This window comes from Streptomyces rubradiris (assembly GCF_016860525.1).
GTDB lineage: Bacteria > Actinomycetota > Actinomycetes > Streptomycetales > Streptomycetaceae > Streptomyces > Streptomyces rubradiris.
The window spans coordinates 1,825,302-1,844,303 of the sequence record NZ_BNEA01000001.1 but is presented as its reverse complement, the minus strand read 5'-3'; the positions used below and the strand labels follow the sequence as shown (position 1 = coordinate 1,844,303).

Genomic DNA, 19,002 nt, shown 5'->3' with positions numbered 1-19,002 from the left:
CACAGGGAGCCGCCCATGCCGACCACGCCCCTCACCCCGCAGTTCACCACCCCCTACGACCCCTTCCAGGAGCCGCGCCGCGAGGACTGTCCCTGGTGCGGCTCCAGACGCCTGCGCACCCGGCTGCGCGCCCCCGACCCGCTGCGCCACCGGGCCGGCACCTTCACCGTCGACGCCTGCGGCGACTGCGGCCACGCCTTCCAGAACCCCCGGCTCAGCGCGGAGGGACTCGCCTTCTTCCACCGGGACTTCTACGAGCGGCAACTGGAGGAGTTCGCCGCCCGGGTGCTGTCCGCCCGCGCGGTGCGGCGCCGGCACCGGGCCACCGCCTGGCGCCTGTCGGCACTCGGCGAACCGGAGAGCTGGCTGGACGTCGGCACCGGGCACGCCCGCTTTCCCGAGGCGGCGAAGGAGTTCTTCCCGTACACCAGCTTCGACGGGCTCGACCCCACGGCCCGGGTCGAACAGGCGCTGCTGGAGGGCCGGGTGGAGGAGGCGCACCGCGGCTATCTGACGACCCCCGGGACGGCGGCCCGGCTGCGCGCCCGCTACGACGTGGTCACCATGTTCCGCCATCTGGAGCACACCCCCGACCCGCGCGCCGAACTCCGCGCCGCGCTGACCGTGCTGCGTCCCGGCGGCCACCTGGTCGTCGACGTCCCGGACCCGGCGTGCGTGTTCGCCGCGCTGCTGGGCCGGTGGTGGCTTCCCTACGGCCAGCCCCGCCATCTGCACCTGGTGCCGCGGGCCAACCTGTGCGCGGAGCTGACCGGGCTGGGCTGCGCGATCCTCGTCGTGGACCGCGCGGCCCCGCACATCCCCTACGACCTGTCGGCGGCCGTCGCCCTGTCCCTGGCCCACGCCCACCCCTTGCTCCACCTGGCCGCCACGCCGGTGATGGCGCTGGCCCGGGCCCTGGACCGAGGGGGCGCTCCGCTGGCTCGGCGGACCCGGTTCTCCAACGCTTACCGGGTGGTGGCGCGGAAGGGGAGGGGGTAGCCGCGGTGCGTCGCCGGCCGCGGGTGCGTCGTGGCCGTTCGCGCCCCGCGGCGGAGCCGCACACGGACAGAGCCCCGCACCCCTTCGGGGCGCCCCCGCTCACCCCCGCAGCACCACCGCCTGCCCCGCCACCACCAGCACCACCTGTTCGCACTCGCTCGCGAACGCCGTGTTCACGCGGCCGAGTTCGTCGCGGTAGCGGCGGCCGGAGGGGGTCGCGGGGACGATGCCCGAGCCGACCTCGTTGGACACCGCGACCACGGTCCGCCGGGTGGCGCGCACCGCGTCCGTCAGCTCCCGTACGCGCTCCCGCAGCAGCTTCTCGCCCCCGCCCGCCCACTCCGCGTCGTCCCACGCCCCCACGGCGTCCATCACGTCCGTCAGCCACAGCGACAGGCAGTCGATCAGCACCGGCGGCCCGTCCTCGGCCAGCAGCGGCACCAGGTCGGTCGTCTCCGCCGTACGCCACGATCCCGGCCGCCGCTCCCGGTGCGCGGCCACCCGTGCCGCCCACTCGGTGTCCCCGGCGCGCGTGCCGCCCGTCGCCACGTACAGCACGTCCGGGAACGTCTCCAGCCGCCGTTCCGCCTCCACCGACTTGCCCGAGCGGGCCCCGCCCAGCACCAGCGTCCGGCGCGGCACGTCCGGCACCTCCTCGTACGCCCCGACCACCAGCGTCGTACCGTCCGGCACCGCCCGCGCCCCGGCCGCCGCGAGCCGGCGCCGCAGCTCCGGGCCGCCCGGCACGTCGTGGTCCAGGTGGACGGCGACCACGTCCGTCGTGGGGCCCGCCGAGCCCACCGCCCGGAGCCGGGCGAGCGCGTCCGGGCGGCCCACGACGTCCGCGAGGACCATGTCGTAGGACTGCGCGGTGGCCTGCTCCAGGCCGGCCGGTGCCGCGCCCGGCGGCAGGTACAGCAGCCGCTGCCCCTCCGGTCCCGTCACCGCGTACCCGGTGCCGCCCGCGTCCATCGCCACCGCCCGCACCCGATGCCCCGTCAGCAGCGCCAGCTCCCGCCCGTCCGGGACCCGGCCGGGCTGCGGCAGCCCGGCCGGCACCTCCACCGCCGGGCCGTCGTGCGGATGCGACAGCAGCACCTGCCCTACCCCGCCCAGGGAATGCCCGGCGCGCGCCGCCGCGAACGCCGCGCCCGGCGTGAGGTCGAGCAGCAGCGCGTCGTCCACGAGCACCGCGGTCGCGGCCCGCGCGTCCGGTCCGAGCGCGGTGGCGCAGACGGCGCAGGAGCAGTCGGGGCGAGGCAGTCCCGCGGGGGCACCGGTACCGAGCAGAGTGATTTCCACGGACCGATTTTCGCTCCTCCCGGGGGGTCTTGCGCTTCCGGCTAGGCTGCCAGCAGGTGTTGGATCAAAGGAGGCCTGTATGACGGCATGGACGTGGCGGTTCGAGAAGGCCGACGGGACGGAGGTCCAGCCCGCCGTCCTGCCCGAGGAGTTCACCACGCAGGGCGATGCCGAGTCCTGGATCGGCGAGAACTGGAAGGCGCTGCTGGAGGGCGGGGCCGACCAGGTGCGGCTGTTCGAGGAGGGGACCGAGATCTACGGGCCGATGAGCCTGCACGCCGACGCCTGACCGGACCGGCACGGGTGGTGGGGAGGGGCCCGCTTTCCCGGAGGGCCCCCTCTCTTGGCGGCGCCCGCTTTCTTGGCGGTGTCCGCTTTCTTGGCGGTGCCCGCTCTCCTCACTGCTCGCCCAGCGTCACCTGCGCCGTGCGCTCGTCGCCGTCGCGCAGGAACGTCACCGTCGTCCGCCGGCCCGGCCGGGCCGTGGCCAGCGCCTCGGCCAGCGAGGTGATGGTGGTGATCCGCCGGCCTCCCAGCCTGGTGATGATGTCACCGGGCCCGAGCCCCGCCCGGTCGGCGGCGCCGCCCGCCCGGGTGCTGACCACCGCCACCCCGACCGGCTGGTAGCGGTCGTCGACGACGGTCCGCGCGGTGATGTCGAGGGCCGCCCGCCCGGAGTCGACGACCTTGCCCTCCTTGACGATCTGGTCGGCGACCGTCTTCACCATCGTCGCCGGGATGGCGAACCCGATGCCCGGCGCCGCGCCGCCGCCGAGGCTCTGGTCGACCGCCGCCAGGGTGGGGATGCCGATCACCCGCCCGTCCAGGTCGACCAGGGCGCCGCCGCTGTTGCCCGGGTTGATCGCGGCCGAGGTCTGCACCATGTTGGCGATGGTCGCGCCCGTGCCGCCGCCCGAGCCGCCCTCGCTGACGGTCCGCCCGGTCGCCGAGACGATGCCCTGGGTCACGCTGGACGACAGCCCCAGCGGCGATCCCATGGCCAGTACGATCTGACCCACCGCCACCTTCCCGGAGTCCCCGAACACCGCCGGCCGCAGCCCGTCCGGCTGCTTCTCCAGCCGGATCACGGCGAGATCCTGCTCGGGATAGGAGTAGACCAGGCGCGCCGTGAGCGGCTCCTCGTTGTTGGCCGTGGTCACCTGGAACGTCGTCTCCGAGCCGACCACGTGCGCGTTGGTGACGATGTGCCCGTCGCCGTCGTACACCACCCCGGAGCCCAGGTCCCGGCTCGCCTGGATCTGCACGACCGAGGGCAGCACCTCCTTGATGACGCGCAGGTACCGGCTCTGCAGATCGTCCGCGGCCATCGGCACGGCCGCCCCGGGGCTCGCCGGGGTGTCCCGCCCGGCCGGGGCGGCGGCGGTGGTGCAGCCGGCGGCGAGGGCCGCGCAGCACGCCAGCGCGGCGGCGGAGACGGCCGTACGGGCACGCGCGCGGATACGGGAAGCGTCCATGTCCCGAGTGTCACCGCACGGTGATCATCCGTCCCGTGCGCTTGCCCCGAACGGGCTCAGCCCCGTACCCCGCACAGATGCAGCAGCGCCGCCACCCCGCGGTAGGGGTCCGTGCGCCCGGCCCGCTCCTCGACCGCGAGCAGCGTCGGCAGGTCCTGGGGCAGCGCCGCGTTGTGCGCCGCCGTGTCAGTGAAGACCCGGACGCCGTACCAGGCCTGCAAGGGGGCGGCGATGCCGGCGAGCGTGGCGGTCAGCGCGGACAGCCGGTCGGCGCGCACGTCCAGGCCCAGCCGGTTGCGGTAGGTGGTGGTGTCGAAGGCGGCCAGGGCGCCCGCCCAGTCACCGCCGAGGCCCGGCCGCATGGCGAGCGCGTCGCCGTTGCGGACCAGGAGGGAGAGCAGTCCGCCGGGGGCCAGCATCCGGGCCAGGCCCGCCACCAGCGGATCGGGGTCCTCCACGTACATCAGTACGGCGTGGCACAGCACCACGTCGAAGCCGCCGGGCAGGAAGTGCGCCCCGGTGTCCCGGCCGTCGCCCTGCACCAGCCGCACCCGCTGCCGGATGCCCTCCGGCTCCCGGGCCAGGTTCGCGCGGGCGGCGGCGATCATCCTGGGGTCCCGTTCGACCCCGGTCACCTCGTGGCCCAGCCGGGCCAGCCGCAGCGCCTGCGCGCCCTGGCCCATCCCCACGTCGAGCACCCGCAGCCGCCGCCCGACCGGGAACCGCCCGGCTATCTGTTCGTCCAGTTGCCGGGTCACCAGCTCCTGGGACACGAGGTCGCGCAGCCCGCCCAGCTCGTGCGGCCTGGCCGCGGACGCCCCCCCGGTGAACGCGTCGGCGTTCAGGGCCGCTCTCCGCGCTTGACCCGCGGCTTCGGCAGGCGCAGCCGGCGCATCTGCAGGGACCGCATCAGCGCGTAGGCGACCGCGCCGCGGGTGTTCTCGTCCGGGAAGCGTTCCGCGAGCCGCTTCTTCAGCCGGAAGCCGCTCACCGCCGCGTCCAGCACGATCAGCACGATCACGATCAGCCACAGCAGCAGCGCCAGGCTCTGGATCGCCCCGACCCGCACCACGCTCAGCACCAGGATGACCACGGCGAGCGGCAGGAAGAACTCCGCCACGTTGAACCGCGAGTCGACCCAGTCCCGGGCGAACCGGCGGACCGGGCCCTTGTCCCGGGCGGGCAGATAGCGCTCGTCCCCGTTGGCGAGCGCCTGGCGCTGCCGCTCCAGGGCCTGCCGCCGCTCCTCGCGCTGGCGCTTCGCGGCCTCCTTGCGGGTCGTCGGCGTGTTGGCGACGCTGCGGCGCTGGGTACGGGCCTCACTGCGCTTGGGCGTGGGCCTGCCCTTGGGGGCCTGCGGGTCACGGGGCTGCTTGGAGTCGGTCACCGCCGCCTTGGTGGCGGGGGCCTTCTCTTCCTTGGCACGGCTACGGAACACAAATCCCAAGGGTAAGGGCTGCACCGGCATGGACCCAGCCCGGTGGGGAACGATCCGGCAACGCCACTCGTCTGAAAGGGACAGAGGGGGACACGGGAAGGGCGCGGGGAGACCGGGGCGCGGGATCACCTACTCCTTGAGCGGGAGCGGAGCGGTCCGCAGTCGTCCTCGGGGAGGAGCGCATCGCCCCGCGAACAGTGCGGTAATGGAGACAGGGCCCGTACTGTGGGTCTTGTCGCAGGATCGGTGAGCTGGAGTCCGTCAGAAGGGGGCGCGCGAAGCCCATGAGCGGTGTCATGAAGCGTATGGGGATGATCTTCCGCGCGAAGGCGAACAAGGCCCTGGACCGGGCCGAGGACCCGCGCGAGACCCTCGACTACTCGTACCAGAAGCAGCTGGAGCTGCTGCAGAAGGTGCGGCGCGGCGTCGCCGACGTGGCGACCAGCCGCAAGCGCCTGGAGCTCCAGCTCGGCCAGCTCCAGCAGCAGTCCGCCAAGCTGGAGGACCAGGGCCGCAAGGCGCTCGCGCTCGGCCGGGAGGACCTGGCCCGCGAGGCGCTGTCCCGCAAGGCCGCGCTCCAGCAGCAGGTCACCGACCTGGAGACGCAGCACGCCACCCTCCAGGGCGAGGAGGAGAAGCTGACCCTGGCGGCCCAGCGCCTCCAGGCCAAGGTGGACGCCTTCCGCACGAAGAAGGAGACCATCAAGGCCACCTACACCGCCGCTCAGGCCCAGACCCGCATCGGCGAGGCGTTCTCCGGCATCTCCGAGGAGATGGGCGACGTCGGCCTCGCCATCCAGCGCGCCGAGGACAAGACCGCCCAGCTGCAGGCCCGGGCCGGCGCCATCGACGAGCTGCTCGCCTCCGGCGCCCTGGACGACCAGTCCGGCATGCACAAGGACGACATCCAGGCCGAGCTGGACCGGCTCTCCGGTGGTACGGATGTAGAGCTGGAACTGCAGCGCATGAAGGCCGAGCTGGCCGGAGGCGCCCCGCAGCAGGCCATCGAGGGCGGCGGCGCCGGTCAGGGGCAGTCCCAGCAGCAGCCGCAGGACACCCCGCGCTTCGACAAGCAGTAGCCGGGCGCCGGGGCCCGAGCCGAGGAGGCCGACATGATCGTACGGATCATGGGGGAGGGCCAGGTGCGGGTGGACGACACCCACCTCGCCGAACTGAACAAGCTGGACGACGACCTGCTCGCCGAGATGGAGAGCGGCGACGAGGACGGCTTCCGTCGCACGCTCACCGCGCTGCTGGACGCCGTCCGCCGCCTCGGCACCCCACTCCCGGACGCCGCGCTGGAACCGTCGGACCTGATCCTGCCGTCGTCCGACGCGACCCTGGAAGAGGTCCGGGAGCTGCTGACCGACGAGGGCCTGATCCCGGGCTGACCGGGCCCGGGATGGATCAGGACTTGTACCGCGTCCTCAGGGCGTCGGTGTACTCGCCCCTGGCGAGGTACCCGTCACCGTCGGCGTCGATCTCCGAGAACTCCCGCAGGGCCTCGGGGACGGGCACTCCCTTGGCCTGGTGCCACGCCAGCCACTCGGTCACCGAGACCTTGCCGTCGCCGTCGCTGTCGGACATCTCCAGCACGGCGACCTCGAAGGGGATGGCCGTCCGCTCCAGGAACTCGGGGCGGCGGTAGGCGGTGACGAACTCGCGGGCCGAGACCGTGCCGTCCTCGTCGGTGTCCAGGCCGGCGCGGAGATCGTCCCAGAGCCGGTTGCCGAGGTGGGTGATCCGCCGCCAGCGCTCGCTGCCCGGGACGGCGCCGGAACGCATCAGCGTCGTCTGCACCAGCTGGTCGAGGTCCACCTGCGCGATCTTGCCGTCCCCGTCGCTGTCGAGCTGCCGGAACAGCGTCTGGAAGTAGTCGCGCTCGGCCTGCGTCGCCATGGCTCTCACCCGTCCTCATACGTCTCGCTGGTCACGTGTGACCCCAGAGTGCCGAAGCAGCCGGGCGCCGGAACGGGCGTTCACCCGGTGATCACCCGAACGGGCGACCCGGCGTCCTCCGGCCCGGGTCACAGAGCCCGAGGGGCGCCGTACTGTTCCGGGGTGAGCACTCTCGAACGCGCCTGGAGCGGCCTGAAGGCCCACCCCCTCGCCCTGGACGCCGTCCTGGCCGCGGGCGTCCTGGTGTGCATGGTCGCCGGCTCCTTCGTGGTGCCGAGGGACGGGCACGGCGTCACCTGGGGGGTGCGCACCCCGGACGCCCTCAGCCTGTTCCTGATGCTGCTCGGCGCCGTCGCGCTGGTCTTCCGCCGCCGGCGGCCCCGCGCCGTGCTCGCCGTCACCGGCACGCTCTCCGTGGTCGAGTGCGTCACCGGCGACCCGCGCGCCCCGGTGGCGATGTCCGCCGTGGTCGCCCTGTACACCGTCGCCGCGACCACCGACCGCGCCACCACCTGGCGGCTCGGCCTGCTCACCATGACCGTGCTGACGGCCGCCGCCATGCTCGCCGGCCCGCTGCCCTGGTACGCCCAGGAGAACCTGGCCGTGCTCGCCTGGACCGGCATCGGCGCCACCGCCGGGGACGCCGTGCGCAGCCGCCGCGCGGTCGTGCAGGCCATCCGGGACCGCGCCGAACGCGCCGAACGCACCCGGGAGGAGGAGGCCCGCCGCCGGGTCGCCGAGGAACGGCTGCGCATCGCCCGCGACCTGCACGACATCGTCGCCCACCACATCGCCCTGGTGAACGTGCAGGCCGGGGTCGCCGCCCACGTCATGGACAAGCGGCCCGACCAGGCCAAGGAGGCCCTCGCCCACGTCCGCGAGGCCGGCCGCAGCGCGCTGGACGAACTGCGCGCCACCGTCGGCCTGCTGCGCCAGTCCGACGACCCCGAGGCACCCACCGAGCCCGCCCCCGGCCTGAGCCGGCTGGCGGAGCTGGCGGCCACCTTCCGCAACGCCGGCCTGCCGGTGGAGGTGGCCCGCACCGACCGGCCCGGCGAACTGCCCGCCGCCGTCGACCTGGCCGCATACCGGATCGTGCAGGAGGCCCTGACCAACGTCCGCAAGCACGCCGGCCCCGAGGCCCGGGCCGAGGTGAGCGTCGTACGCGCCGGACCCCGCCTGGAGGTCACCGTGCTGGACGACGGGGCGGGCGGGCCCGGCGCGCCCGAGGACGGCGGCGGGCACGGGCTGCTCGGCATGCGCGAGCGGGTCACCGCCCTCGGCGGCACCCTGACCACCGGACCCCGCCCCGGCGGCGGCTTCCGCGTCCATGCGATCCTGCCGGTCCACCCGACGGCCGCCCAGGGAGAGCCCGTATGACCATCCGTGTCCTGCTCGCCGACGACCAGGCGCTGCTGCGCAGCGCGTTCCGGGTGCTGGTCGACTCCGAGCCCGGCATGGAGGTGGTGGGGGAGGCGTCCGACGGCGCGGAGGCGGTCCGGCTGGCCCGCGAGCACGTCCCCGACGTCGTCCTGATGGACATCCGGATGCCCGGCACCGACGGCCTCGCCGCCACCCGGCAGATCGGCGCCGACCCCGCCCTGGCCCGGGTCCGGGTGGTCATCCTGACCACCTTCGAGGTGGACGACTACGTGGTCCAGGCGCTGCGTGCGGGCGCCTCCGGCTTCCTCGGCAAGGGCAGCGAGCCGGAGGAGCTGCTGACCGCCATCCGGGTCGCGGCCGCCGGGGACGCCCTGCTCTCCCCGGCCGCCACCAAGGGCCTGATCGCCCGCTTCCTCGCCCAGGGCGACACCGGCGCCGTGCCCGACCCGGCCCGCGCCGAGCGGCTCGCCGCCCTCACCGGCCGGGAGCGGGAGGTCCTCGTCCAGGTGGCCGGCGGGCACTCCAACGACGAGATCGCCGAGCGCCTCGCGGTCAGCCCGCTGACGGTGAAGACGCACGTCAACCGGGCGATGGCCAAGCTGGGCGCGCGGGACCGGGCGCAGCTGGTCGTCATCGCCTACGAGTCGGGGCTGGTCCGTCCGAGGAGGGACTGATCTCCACCCGCGTGTACTGCGCGCGGAGTAGGGGATCGCCGGGGAACGGGACCTGGGGCCTACGGAACGGCGGTCCCGGATGGCTCAGGGTGGGGGAGACCTGTGCCGTCCCCGGATGAGAGAACCTGATCCATGTCCTGGCTGTCCCGCTTCAGCCTCGCGCAACGGGCCCTCGTCGGGCTCGTGTCGCTGGTCGCGCTCGCCTTCGGGCTGATCGCGATACCCCAGATCAAACAGCAGCTGCTGCCCACCATAGAACTGCCCATGGTGTCGGTGATCGCGCCGTACCAGGGCGCCTCGCCCGACGTGGTCGAGAAGCAGGTCGTCGAGCCCCTGGAGGACAACCTCCAGGGCGTCGACGGCGTCACCGGTGTCACCTCCACCGCGAGCGAGGGCAACGCCGTGATCATGGCGTCCTTCGACTACGGCAACGACACCGAGCGGATCGTCGCCGACGTCCAGCAGGCGGTGAACCGGGCCCGCAACCAGCTCCCCGACGACGTCGACCCGCAGGTGGTCTCCGGGTCCACCGACGACCTGCCGACCGTGGTCCTGGCCGTCACCTCCGACAAGGACCAGCAGGCGCTCGCCGACCAGCTCGACACCACGGTGGTCCCGGCCCTGAAGGACATCGACGGCGTCGGCCGGGTACAGGTCATGGGCGTCCGCGACCGCCAGGTCACCGTCACCCCGGACGACGCGAAGCTCGCCCGCGCCGGTCTCACCGCCGCCGACCTCGGCCAGGCCCTCCAGGCGGGCGGCGCGACCGTCCCGGCCGGCTCCTTCGACGAGGGCGGCGCCAACCGCACCGTCCAGGTCGGCGGCGGCTTCACCTCGCTGCGGCAGATCGAGGACCTGATGGTCACCGGTCAGGGCACCAAGCCGGTCCGCCTCGGCGACGTGGCCGCCGTCGAGGAGCGGCCGGCCCCGGCCGACTCCCTCGCCCGCACCGACGGCCGGCCCAGCCTCGCGGTCAACGTCACGATGGCCCACGACGGCAGCGCGGTCTCCATCTCCGACGCGGTCAAGGACAAGCTGCCCGCACTGCGCGCGGACCTCGGCTCCGGTGCCGAGCTGACGGTGGTCAGCGACCAGGGCCCGGCCGTGTCCAAGTCCATCAAGGGCCTGACCACCGAGGGCGCGCTCGGGCTGCTCTTCGCGGTCCTGGTGATCCTGGTCTTCCTGGCGTCGGTCCGCTCGACCCTGGTCACGGCGGTGTCCATCCCGCTGTCCGTGGTCCTCGCCCTGCTGGTGCTGTGGACCCGCGGCCTGTCGCTGAACATGCTCACCCTCGGCGCGCTGACCATCGCGGTCGGCCGGGTCGTGGACGACTCGATCGTGGTCCTGGAGAACATCAAGCGGCACCTCGGCTACGGCGAGGAACGCAAGGAGGCCATCCTCACCGCGGTGCGCGAGGTGGCCGGCGCGGTCACCTCCTCCACCCTCACCACGGTCGCGGTGTTCCTGCCGATCGGCCTGGTCGGCGGCATGGTGGGCGCCCTGTTCGGCTCGTTCAGCATCACCGTGACGGCGGCCCTGCTGGCCTCCCTGCTGGTGTCGCTGACGGTCGTGCCGGTGTTGTCGTACTGGTTCCTGCGCGCTCCCAAGGGCACCCCCGGGGACGCGGCGGAGGCCCGCCGCAAGGCCGAGGAGAAGGAGGCGAACAGCCGCCTCCAGCGCGCCTACGTCCCCGTGCTGCGGTTCGCCACCCGGCGCCGGCTGACCAGCGTGCTCATCGCGATCGTCGTCCTGGTCGTCACCTTCGGCATGTCCGGCCTGCTGAAGACGAACTTCTTCGACCAGGGCGAGCAGGAAGTCCTCACGATCAAGCAGAAGCTGAAGCCCGGCACCAGCCTCGCGGCCACCGACGCGCAGGCCCGGCGGGTGGAGAAGCTGCTGGCCTCCACCGAGGGAGTGAAGGACTACCAGGTCACCGTCGGCTCCTCCGGCCTCCTGGCGGCCTTCGGCGGCGGCACCGACACCAACCAGGCGTCGTACCAGGTCATGCTGGAGGACTCCGCCTCCTACGACGAGGTGCAGCGCCACCTGGAGGACGGGCTGAAGAAGCTCGACGGCGTCGGTACGACCACCGTCTCGGCCGGTGACGGCTTCGGCAGCCAGGACCTGAGCGTGGTGGTCAAGGCCTCCGACCCCGAGGCGCTGCGGACGGCGGCGGAGCAGGTCCGCAGCACGGTCGCCGGCCTCGACCACGTCACGGACGTCACCAGCGACCTCGCGCAGAGCGTGCCCCGGATCTCGGTCAGGGCGGGCGCGAAGGCGGCGGCCGCCGGGTTCGACGACCAGAAGCTCGGCGCGGCGGTGGCGCAGGCGGTGCGCGGCACCACGGCGGCCAAGGCGGTCCTCGACGACACCGAGCGGGACGTCGTCGTACGGTCCGCGCGGCCCGCGACCACGCTGGACCGGCTGAAGGACCTGCGCCTCGGCCCGGTGAAGCTCGGCGACATCGCCACGGTGAAGCTGGTGGACGGCCCGGTGTCCATGACCCGCATCGACGGGCAGCGCGCGGCCACCATCACGGCCCGGCCGACCGGGGACAACACCGGCGCGATCAGCGGCAAGCTCCAGTCCAGGATCAAGGCGCTGAAGCTCCCGGCGGGCGCCACGGCCGAGATCGGCGGTGTCTCCTCCGACCAGGACGACGCGTTCAAGAACCTGGGCCTGGCCATGCTGGCGGCCATCGCGATCGTCTTCATGCTGCTGGTCGCGACGTTCCGCTCGCTCGCCCAGCCGCTGATCCTGCTGGTCTCCGTCCCGTTCGCGGCGACCGGCGCGATCGGCCTGCTGGTGGCCACCGGCACCCCGCTGGGCGTGCCCGCGATGATCGGCATGCTGATGCTGATCGGCATCGTGGTGACCAACGCGATCGTGCTGATCGACCTGATCAACCAGTACCGGGCCCAGGGCTACGGCGTGGTGGACGCCGTGGTCGAGGGCGGCCGGCACCGGCTCCGCCCGATCCTGATGACGGCGCTGGCGACCATCTTCGCCCTGCTCCCGATGGCGCTGGGCATCACCGGCGAGGGCGGCTTCATCGCCCAGCCCCTCGCCGTGGTCGTCATCGGCGGCCTGATCACCTCCACCCTGCTGACCCTCCTCCTCGTCCCGACGCTCTACGCGATGCTGGAGCTGCGCAAGGAGCGCCGGGCGGCGAAGCGGGCGGCGAAGCGGCGGCCGGACACGGAGCGGACGCCGGAGCCGGCCGGGGTCTGAGCCACGACGGAAAGGGGGGCCGCACCCGAAGGTGCGGCCCCCCTTTCCGCGTACGGACGGCCGGAGGCTACGGCAGCGCCAGCATCCGCTCCAGCGCCAGCTTGGCGAACGCCTCCGTCTCCTTGTCGACCTCGATCCGGTTGACCAGGTTGCCCTCGGCCAGGGACTCCAGCGCCCAGACCAGGTGGGGCAGGTCGATGCGGTTCATGGTCGAGCAGAAGCAGACCGTGCGGTCGAGGAAGACGATCTCCTTGCCCTCGGGCGCGAACCGGTTCGCCAGCCGCCGGACCAGGTTCAGCTCGGTGCCGATGGCCCACTTGGAACCGGCCGGGGCGGCCTCCAGGGTCTTGATGATGTATTCGGTCGAGCCGACGTGGTCCGCCGCCGCCACGACCTCGTGCCGGCACTCCGGGTGGACCAGGACGTTGACCCCGGGGATGCGGGCGCGCACGTCGTTGACCGAGTCCAGGCTGAACCGGCCGTGCACCGAGCAGTGGCCGCGCCACAGGATCATCTTCGCGGCCCGCAGCTCGTCGGCGGTCAGGCCGCCGTTCGGCTTGTGCGGGTTGTAGACCACGCAGTCGTCCAGGGACATGCCCATGTCCCGGACGGCGGTGTTGCGCCCCAGGTGCTGGTCCGGCAGGAACAGCACCTTTGTTGCCGAGGGCTCCCCCTGCTCGAACGCCCAGTCCAGCGCCCGCTTGGCGTTGGAGGAGGTGCAGATCGTGCCGCCGTGCTTGCCGGTGAAGGCCTTGATGTCGGCGGAGGAGTTCATGTACGAGACCGGGACGACCTGCTCGGCGATCCCGGCCTCGGTGAGCACGTCCCAGCACTCGGCGACCTGCTCGGCGGTCGCCATGTCCGCCATGGAGCAGCCGGCGGCCAGGTCGGGCAGGACCACCTTCTGGTCGTCGGACGTCAGGATGTCCGCCGACTCGGCCATGAAGTGCACACCGCAGAAGACGATGTACTCGGCCTCCGGGCGCGCGGCGGCGTCCCGGGCCAGCTTGAAGGAGTCGCCCGTGACATCGGCGAACTGGATGACCTCGTCACGCTGGTAGTGGTGGCCGAGCACGAAGACCTTGTCGCCGAGCTTCTCCTTGGCCGCGCGGGCGCGTGCGACCAGATCGGGGTCGGACGGCGACGGCAGGTCGCCGGGACACTCGACGCCCCGCTCGCTCTTCGGGTCGGCCTCGCGGCCGAGCAGCAGCAAGGCGAGCGGACTCGGCTGCACGTCGAGCTCCGGGGTCTGGGCGGTGGTCACGACACGCACCCTTTCTACTTTTCGTCTAACTGACGCTATCTATCATAACTGGTTCATGTCACTTTGACGATGGCCATAGCGTCGATGTGACGTGAATCCCGCCGGGGCGCCTCTCCCGGCCGCTGTCCCACCGGCGGGCCATGTGCGAGCATGAGGAAGCGACAGGAAACGCGACAACGCGATTGCCCGGCCCGGAATGAATCCGCGGAAGCGCCGGTTGCACTCGTCGGCAAGCAGTCTCCGTACAACCCGGGAGAGATGTAGATGTCCGTATCGGACGAGACCACCACCGTCACCGACGGCATCATCCTGACCGACGCCGCCGCGGCCAAGGTCAAGGCCCTGCTCGACCAGGAAGGCCGCGACGACCTCGCGCTGCGCGTCGCCGTCCAGCCCGGCGGCTGCTCCGGCCTGCGCTACCAGCTCTTCTTCGACGAGCGCTCGCTCGACGGCGACGTCGTGAAGGACTTCGGCGGGGTCAAGGTCGTCACGGACCGCATGAGCGCTCCGTACCTGGGCGGCGCCACCGTCGACTTCGTGGACACGATCGAGAAGCAGGGCTTCACGATCGACAACCCGAACGCGACCGGCTCCTGCGCCTGCGGCGACTCCTTCAGCTGAGCCGAGCCGGCACCGGACGGTGAAGGCGGCGGCCCCCTCCACGGGGGCCGCCGCCTTCGTCCGCCGGGAACCGGAGGCATTCCGGGAACCGGAGGACCTTCGCCCACCGGGAACCGGACGGTCAACGCGGCTGCGCCGACGCCTCCGGGCGCGGTACGTCCGGCCCGGCCTCGGGAATCTCCCGGCCGTCCGCGCCGGTCACCGTCCGCCCGTTCAGCGGCGCGTCCAGCGTCACGGTCTTCACGTGCTCCTTGGCGATCATCACGCACATCCCGTCCGGCCAGGGCGTCTTGGTGACCGTCACCGTCACCCGGTCGCCGCTCTCCCGCGCCGAGACCCGGTAGTCGGCGCACACCCCGCCGGAGAACCGCACGCTCAGCCTCCGCCCGTCCGCCGAGTACGAGGTCACCGGCCCGCTCCGGCTCTTCCCGGACGGCGCCGGCGCGGGGGAAGCGGACGCGGACGCCGGTGCCAGGTAGGCCGGGTCGACCGCCGGACGCGTCACCGTGACCGCCTCGCCCCCGCCGGCCCCCCGCGCCCGGAACAGCCAGGACGGCACCAGCGTCTGCCGCCCGCCCACGGAGTGCGCGGCCAGCCCGAACACCGCCTCGTCCACGGTGACCGTCCCCCGCAGCCGCTTCGGCGCCCCCGTGGACGCCCCGCACGGCTCCTCCAGCCGGTCCTTCAGCGGCACCGGGCTCGCGCACCCGCCGATCCCCGCCCGGTGGCCGCCCCCGGCCGCCCCGTTCATCAGCTCCAGCGTGCGCGCCGCGCCCAGCACCGGATACGTGTCCCCCTTCACCGGCGCGGCCAGCAGCCCGTGGCCGGCGAGCAGTTCGCCCCCGCGGCCGACGGTCAGGCCGGTCGTCCAGCCGTACGTGGGCAGCCCGCCCACCACCGGATCGGCGGTCACCACCCGCCCGCCGCCCGACACCCGGCTCGCGTCGGTCCGCGCGCCCTCCAGCCCGGCCGCCTCCAGCACCGGCTTCGCCGCCCGCTCGGCGTCGGCCACGCTCACCGGACCGCCGGCCGGGGTGCCCGGGGCCGGGGAGCAGACGGTCACCTTGCGGCAGTCGTCGGTGCCGGGCGCGTACCGGCTGTACGACCAGCCGCCCGGCGCGTCCCGGTGCACCGTCAGGGAAGGCCCGAAGCCGTCCTGGCCGCCGACCCGCCAGCTCCGCCCCTCGGCCACCGGGGTCCCGTCCATGCCGAGCGCCCGCGCCAGGCGTGCCACCCGCTCCCGGCCGACCTCGGCCCCCGGCTCGTACACCGGTGCCGACCCGGGCCCGTCCGGCAGTTCGCCGGCGGCCACGTACCGGGCGCCGGACGGGTCGGGCTCGCCGGGCGCGACACCGCCCGTGCCGGAACCGGTCCAGCCGTCCAGGGGGAGCGGCGGGGGAGTGCGGACCCCCGTGGGCGCGGCCGGGTCGTCCGTGGATTCACCCTGGCCGCCGGCCGCCAGGTACGCCCCGCCACTGCCGACGAGCAGCACGGCGGCGGTGACGACGGAGACGACGAGCGCGGTGGGGCGCCGCCTCGTCCGCCCGGTCCCGTGGCGCTCCGGGGCGCCGGAGTCTTCAAGGTGCTCGGTGTTCACCGCGTCGCTCCTCGCTGGTCGTGTCCCGCGCTCCCCGCGCGGGGGACGGCGATGGGACGCGGCACGGCGGCGCGCGGTTCCCGGGCGTGCCCCGGGTCAGTCGCCGTAGTCCGACATCGCGTCCAGCAGCCGGGCGGACCGCGCCGGCACGGACACCCCGTGGATGCGGGACGGGGACACCGGACGGGACTCGGCCCGCTCCGGGGCCGCCCAGTGCGGAACCATCCGGGCGCAGTCGCCCCACAGGGAGGCGAGGCCGCCGTCGGGCTCGGCCGGGGCGGGGGAGAGGACCTCGGGGTACGTCATGAACGCACCGTACGCGCGGGGCGGGCCGCGAAGAAGGATCTACTATCGGGTAGTTTCATCAGCTTCTGCGCAGGCGGCCGAACCGGTAGCGTGAACTGTCAATCCAGCCTCCCCAGGAGAATCCCCGTCGTGCGCATCGCAGTCACCGGCTCCATCGCCACCGACCACCTCATGACCTTCCCCGGCCGCTTCGCCGACCAGTTCGTCGCGGACCAGCTGCACACGGTTTCGCTCTCCTTCCTGGTCGACAACCTCGACGTCCGCCGCGGTGGCGTCGCCGCCAACATCGCCTTCGGCATGGGCCAGCTCGGCACCCGCCCGATCCTGGTCGGCGCCGCCGGCTTCGACTTCGACGAGTACCGGGCGTGGCTCGACCGGCACGGCGTGGACACCGACTCCGTCCGCATCTCCGAGACCCTGCACACCGCCCGCTTCGTGTGCACCACCGACGCCGACCACAACCAGATCGGCTCCTTCTACACCGGCGCGATGAGCGAGGCCCGCCTCATCGAGCTGAAGACCGTCGCGGACCGCGTGGGCGGCCTCGACCTGGTCCTCATCGGCGCCGACGACCCCGAGGCGATGCTCCGCCACACCGAGGAGTGCCGCTCCCGGAACATCCCGTTCGCCGCCGACTTCTCCCAGCAGATCGCCCGCATGGAGGGCGAGGAGATCCGGATACTGCTGGACGGCGCGACCTACCTCTTCTCCAACGAGTACGAGAAGGGGCTCATCGAGTCCAAGACCGGTTACAGCGACGCGGAGATCCTCTCCAGGGTCGGCCACCGGGTCACCACGCTCGGCTCGCGTGGCGTGCGCATCGAGCGGACCGGCGCGGACCCGATCGAGGTCGGCTGCCCGGAGGAGGACTGCAAGGCCGACCCCACGGGCGTCGGCGACGCCTTCCGCGCCGGGTTCCTGTCCGGGCTGGCCTGGGGCGTCTCGCTGGAGCGCGCGGCGCAGATCGGGTGCATGCTCGCCACGCTGGTCATCGAGACCGTGGGGACGCAGGAGTACCAGCTGCGGCGGACCCACTTCATGGAGCGGTTCGTGAAGGCGTACGGCGACGAGGCGGGGGAGGAGGTCCGGGCCCACCTGGGCTGACGCCGGATTCGGCTGTTCGACTACTCGTCCGCCCCTGGTCCGCCGTTGCCGAGTGCGGCGCGTGGGGAGCTGGTCGCGCAGTTCCCCACGCCCCTTCGGGGCTGCGCCCCGGCCCCCTCAGCTCACCCGGCGGACCACGTACGCCGCCCCTCGCTCCGCCGGTTCCTCGCCCACGTACTCCTGCCCCCGCATCTGGCACCACGCCGGGATGTCCAGGCGGGCGGCCTCGTCGTCCGACAGCACCCGTACGAGGCCGCCCACCGGGACCCCGCCGAACACTTTCGCCAGTTCGATGACCGGGATCGGGCAGCGCTTGCCGAGGGAGTCGACGACCAGCTCCTCGGCCCGTACGGCCGTCGCCGGGGCCGGTGCGCCCAGCTTCTCCCGGACGCCCGCCACCGCCGCCGGCAGCACCTGAAGGAACCGCTCCACGTCCTCCTGCGCCGTGCCGGGCGGCAGCGAGACCCGGACGTTGCCCTCGCTCAGCACCCCCATCGCCTTCAGCACATGGCTGGGTGTCAGCGTGCCGGACGTGCAGGAGGAGCCGGAGGAGACCGAGAAGCCGGCCCGGTCCAGCTCGTGCAGCAGGGCCTCGCCGTCGACGTAGAGGCAGGAGAAGGTGACGATCCCGGGCAGCCGGCGCCCGGCGTCGCCGACCACCTCCACGTCCGGCACCAGCTCCGGCACCCGGGCCCGGATCCGCTCCGTCAGCTCCCGCAGCCGTACCGCCTCCCGGGCCGCCTCGGCCCGTACCGCGCGCAGCGAGGCCACGGCCGCCACGATGCCCGGGATGTTCTCGAAGCCGGGCGCCCGGCCCGACTCCCGCTCGTCCACCGGCCCTTGGGCGGCGAACCGCACCCCCTTGCGGACGACGAGCAGCCCCACCCCCGAGGGCCCGCCCCACTTGTGCGCGCTGGCCGTCAGCAGCGACCAGTCGCCCCCGACCGGCCCCCAGCCCAGCGACTGCGCCGCGTCCACCAGCAGCGGCACCCCGGCGGCCCGGCACACCTCGGCCACCTCGGCCACCGGCTGTTCGGTGCCCACCTCGTGGTTGGCCGACTGCAGGCAGGCCAGCGCGGTGTCGGCGCGGAGCGCCTCCGCGTACCCCGAAGGGTCGACGGCTCCCGCCCGGTTGACGGCCACCTGGGTGACGGTCCCGCCGTCCGCCTCCCACACCTCAGCCGAATGGAGTACGGAGGAATGTTCGACGGCGGACACGATCAGGTGGCGTCCGACCCGCCGCCGCCCGGCCAACGCCCCCGCGATCCCGGTGTGTACGGCCCGCGTCCCGGACGGCGTGAACACCACCTCGTCGGCCCGGCAGCCGACGGCCTCCGCGGCCGCCTCCCGGGCCGCGTCCAGCAACATCCGCGCCTTACGCCCCTCCCGGTACAACCGCGCGGGATCGGCCCACCCTTCATCCAAAGAGGCCAACAGGGCCTGACGGGCCACGGGATGCAGGGGAGTGGCGGAAGCAGCGTCAAAGTAGGCCATACGGCAACGCTAAACCGCCGGTCAGGGCAGCGCCCCGAAGGGGCGCGGGGAACGGCGCGACCAGCCACAACGCACCCGCAGCCGCCAATCAAGCGAACCACCCCACCTAGTAGGCACCCCTCCTCGCGAACCCTCGGAGAGGGTGGGCTAGGGTTTGGTCCGCATAAACATCCAAACCCCTGCCCGACGCAGGGCGGCGACCGACCAGCGAGAAG

General features: G+C 73.4%; 18 protein-coding genes. 9 read left to right on the top strand and 9 right to left on the bottom strand.

The window, feature by feature from the left end:
* The first annotated feature begins 15 nt into the window (after nucleotides 1–15).
* Entirely contained in the window at nucleotides 16–999 is a 984-nt protein-coding gene (locus Srubr_RS08545; protein ID WP_189996500.1) for a class I SAM-dependent methyltransferase, read from the top strand.
* 99 nt (nucleotides 1,000–1,098) lie between these two features.
* Here the strand turns inward: Srubr_RS08545 and Srubr_RS08540 are convergent, their stop codons facing one another.
* Nucleotides 1,099–2,301 carry a bifunctional adenosylcobinamide kinase/adenosylcobinamide-phosphate guanylyltransferase gene (locus Srubr_RS08540; RefSeq protein WP_189996501.1) on the bottom strand — a complete coding sequence of 401 codons (1,203 nt, stop codon included), beginning with the start codon at nucleotides 2,299–2,301 and terminating at the stop codon, nucleotides 1,099–1,101.
* 79 nt (nucleotides 2,302–2,380) lie between these two features.
* Between Srubr_RS08540 and Srubr_RS08535 the strand changes: the two genes are divergently transcribed.
* Nucleotides 2,381–2,590, top strand: coding sequence for a hypothetical protein (locus Srubr_RS08535; RefSeq protein WP_189996502.1), 210 nt, complete (start codon nucleotides 2,381–2,383; stop codon nucleotides 2,588–2,590).
* A 109-nt stretch (nucleotides 2,591–2,699) separates the two neighbouring features.
* On the opposite strand, the gene Srubr_RS08530 is transcribed toward Srubr_RS08535, so the two are convergent.
* From Srubr_RS08530 to Srubr_RS08520, 3 genes are all read right to left on the bottom strand, one after another.
* The gene (locus Srubr_RS08530; RefSeq protein WP_189996503.1) at nucleotides 2,700–3,776 is read right to left on the bottom strand and encodes a S1C family serine protease; all 1,077 of its coding nucleotides are present in this window, start codon (nucleotides 3,774–3,776) and stop codon (nucleotides 2,700–2,702) included.
* Between the two features lie 56 nt (nucleotides 3,777–3,832).
* Complete coding sequence (locus tag Srubr_RS08525) at nucleotides 3,833–4,534, bottom strand: class I SAM-dependent methyltransferase (RefSeq protein WP_189996504.1); 702 nt, start codon at nucleotides 4,532–4,534, stop codon at nucleotides 3,833–3,835.
* 83 nt (nucleotides 4,535–4,617) lie between these two features.
* Nucleotides 4,618–5,214, bottom strand: a complete 597-nt coding sequence (locus tag Srubr_RS08520) for a DUF3043 domain-containing protein (protein ID WP_373313548.1) — start codon at nucleotides 5,212–5,214, stop codon at nucleotides 4,618–4,620.
* Between the two features lie 296 nt (nucleotides 5,215–5,510).
* On the opposite strand from Srubr_RS08520, the gene Srubr_RS08515 reads away from it, so the two are divergent.
* Both Srubr_RS08515 and pspAA read left to right on the top strand, forming a co-directional pair.
* Nucleotides 5,511–6,293: a PspA/IM30 family protein gene (locus Srubr_RS08515; RefSeq protein WP_229926735.1), complete on the top strand. Its 783-nt coding sequence runs from the start codon at nucleotides 5,511–5,513 to the stop codon at nucleotides 6,291–6,293.
* Between the two features lie 33 nt (nucleotides 6,294–6,326).
* Nucleotides 6,327–6,605 (top strand): PspA-associated protein PspAA, encoded by a 279-nt coding sequence (gene pspAA / locus Srubr_RS08510; RefSeq protein WP_189996507.1) that lies wholly within the window; start codon nucleotides 6,327–6,329, stop codon nucleotides 6,603–6,605.
* A gap of 16 nt (nucleotides 6,606–6,621) precedes the next feature.
* Here the strand turns inward: pspAA and Srubr_RS08505 are convergent, their stop codons facing one another.
* Entirely contained in the window at nucleotides 6,622–7,113 is a 492-nt protein-coding gene (locus tag Srubr_RS08505) for an EF-hand domain-containing protein (RefSeq protein ID WP_189996508.1), read from the bottom strand.
* Nucleotides 7,114–7,275: 162 nt separating this feature from the next.
* On the opposite strand from Srubr_RS08505, the gene Srubr_RS08500 reads away from it, so the two are divergent.
* The 3 genes from Srubr_RS08500 to Srubr_RS08490 all read left to right on the top strand — a co-directional run bounded on the left by Srubr_RS08500 (nucleotide 7,276) and on the right by Srubr_RS08490 (nucleotide 12,401).
* Nucleotides 7,276–8,493, top strand: a complete 1,218-nt coding sequence (locus Srubr_RS08500; RefSeq protein ID WP_189996509.1) for a sensor histidine kinase — start codon at nucleotides 7,276–7,278, stop codon at nucleotides 8,491–8,493.
* Complete coding sequence (locus Srubr_RS08495) at nucleotides 8,490–9,170, top strand: response regulator (RefSeq protein ID WP_189996510.1); 681 nt, start codon at nucleotides 8,490–8,492, stop codon at nucleotides 9,168–9,170. Before Srubr_RS08500 ends, Srubr_RS08495 begins: the two co-directional genes overlap by 4 nt.
* Nucleotides 9,171–9,302: 132 nt before the next feature.
* On the top strand, nucleotides 9,303–12,401 hold the full coding sequence (locus Srubr_RS08490) for an efflux RND transporter permease subunit (protein WP_189996511.1): 3,099 nt from the start codon (nucleotides 9,303–9,305) through the stop codon (nucleotides 12,399–12,401).
* A gap of 67 nt (nucleotides 12,402–12,468) precedes the next feature.
* On the opposite strand, the gene nadA is transcribed toward Srubr_RS08490, so the two are convergent.
* Complete coding sequence (gene nadA, locus Srubr_RS08485) at nucleotides 12,469–13,665, bottom strand: quinolinate synthase NadA (protein ID WP_189996512.1); 1,197 nt, start codon at nucleotides 13,663–13,665, stop codon at nucleotides 12,469–12,471.
* A gap of 264 nt (nucleotides 13,666–13,929) precedes the next feature.
* On the opposite strand from nadA, the gene Srubr_RS08480 reads away from it, so the two are divergent.
* The gene (locus tag Srubr_RS08480) at nucleotides 13,930–14,286 is read left to right on the top strand and encodes an iron-sulfur cluster assembly accessory protein (RefSeq protein WP_030340884.1); all 357 of its coding nucleotides are present in this window, start codon (nucleotides 13,930–13,932) and stop codon (nucleotides 14,284–14,286) included.
* 121 nt (nucleotides 14,287–14,407) lie between these two features.
* Here the strand turns inward: Srubr_RS08480 and Srubr_RS08475 are convergent, their stop codons facing one another.
* Nucleotides 14,408–15,883: a hypothetical protein gene (locus Srubr_RS08475; protein WP_189996513.1), complete on the bottom strand. Its 1,476-nt coding sequence runs from the start codon at nucleotides 15,881–15,883 to the stop codon at nucleotides 14,408–14,410.
* 96 nt (nucleotides 15,884–15,979) lie between these two features.
* Nucleotides 15,980–16,189: a hypothetical protein gene (locus Srubr_RS08470; protein WP_189996514.1), complete on the bottom strand. Its 210-nt coding sequence runs from the start codon at nucleotides 16,187–16,189 to the stop codon at nucleotides 15,980–15,982.
* A 129-nt stretch (nucleotides 16,190–16,318) separates the two neighbouring features.
* Between Srubr_RS08470 and Srubr_RS08465 the strand changes: the two genes are divergently transcribed.
* Nucleotides 16,319–17,293, top strand: coding sequence for a carbohydrate kinase family protein (locus tag Srubr_RS08465; RefSeq protein ID WP_189996515.1), 975 nt, complete (start codon nucleotides 16,319–16,321; stop codon nucleotides 17,291–17,293).
* Between the two features lie 117 nt (nucleotides 17,294–17,410).
* Here Srubr_RS08465 and Srubr_RS08460 read toward each other — a convergent pair whose 3' ends face one another.
* Complete coding sequence (locus Srubr_RS08460) at nucleotides 17,411–18,787, bottom strand: cysteine desulfurase/sulfurtransferase TusA family protein (protein ID WP_189996516.1); 1,377 nt, start codon at nucleotides 18,785–18,787, stop codon at nucleotides 17,411–17,413.
* Between the last annotated feature and the right edge of the window lie 215 nt (nucleotides 18,788–19,002).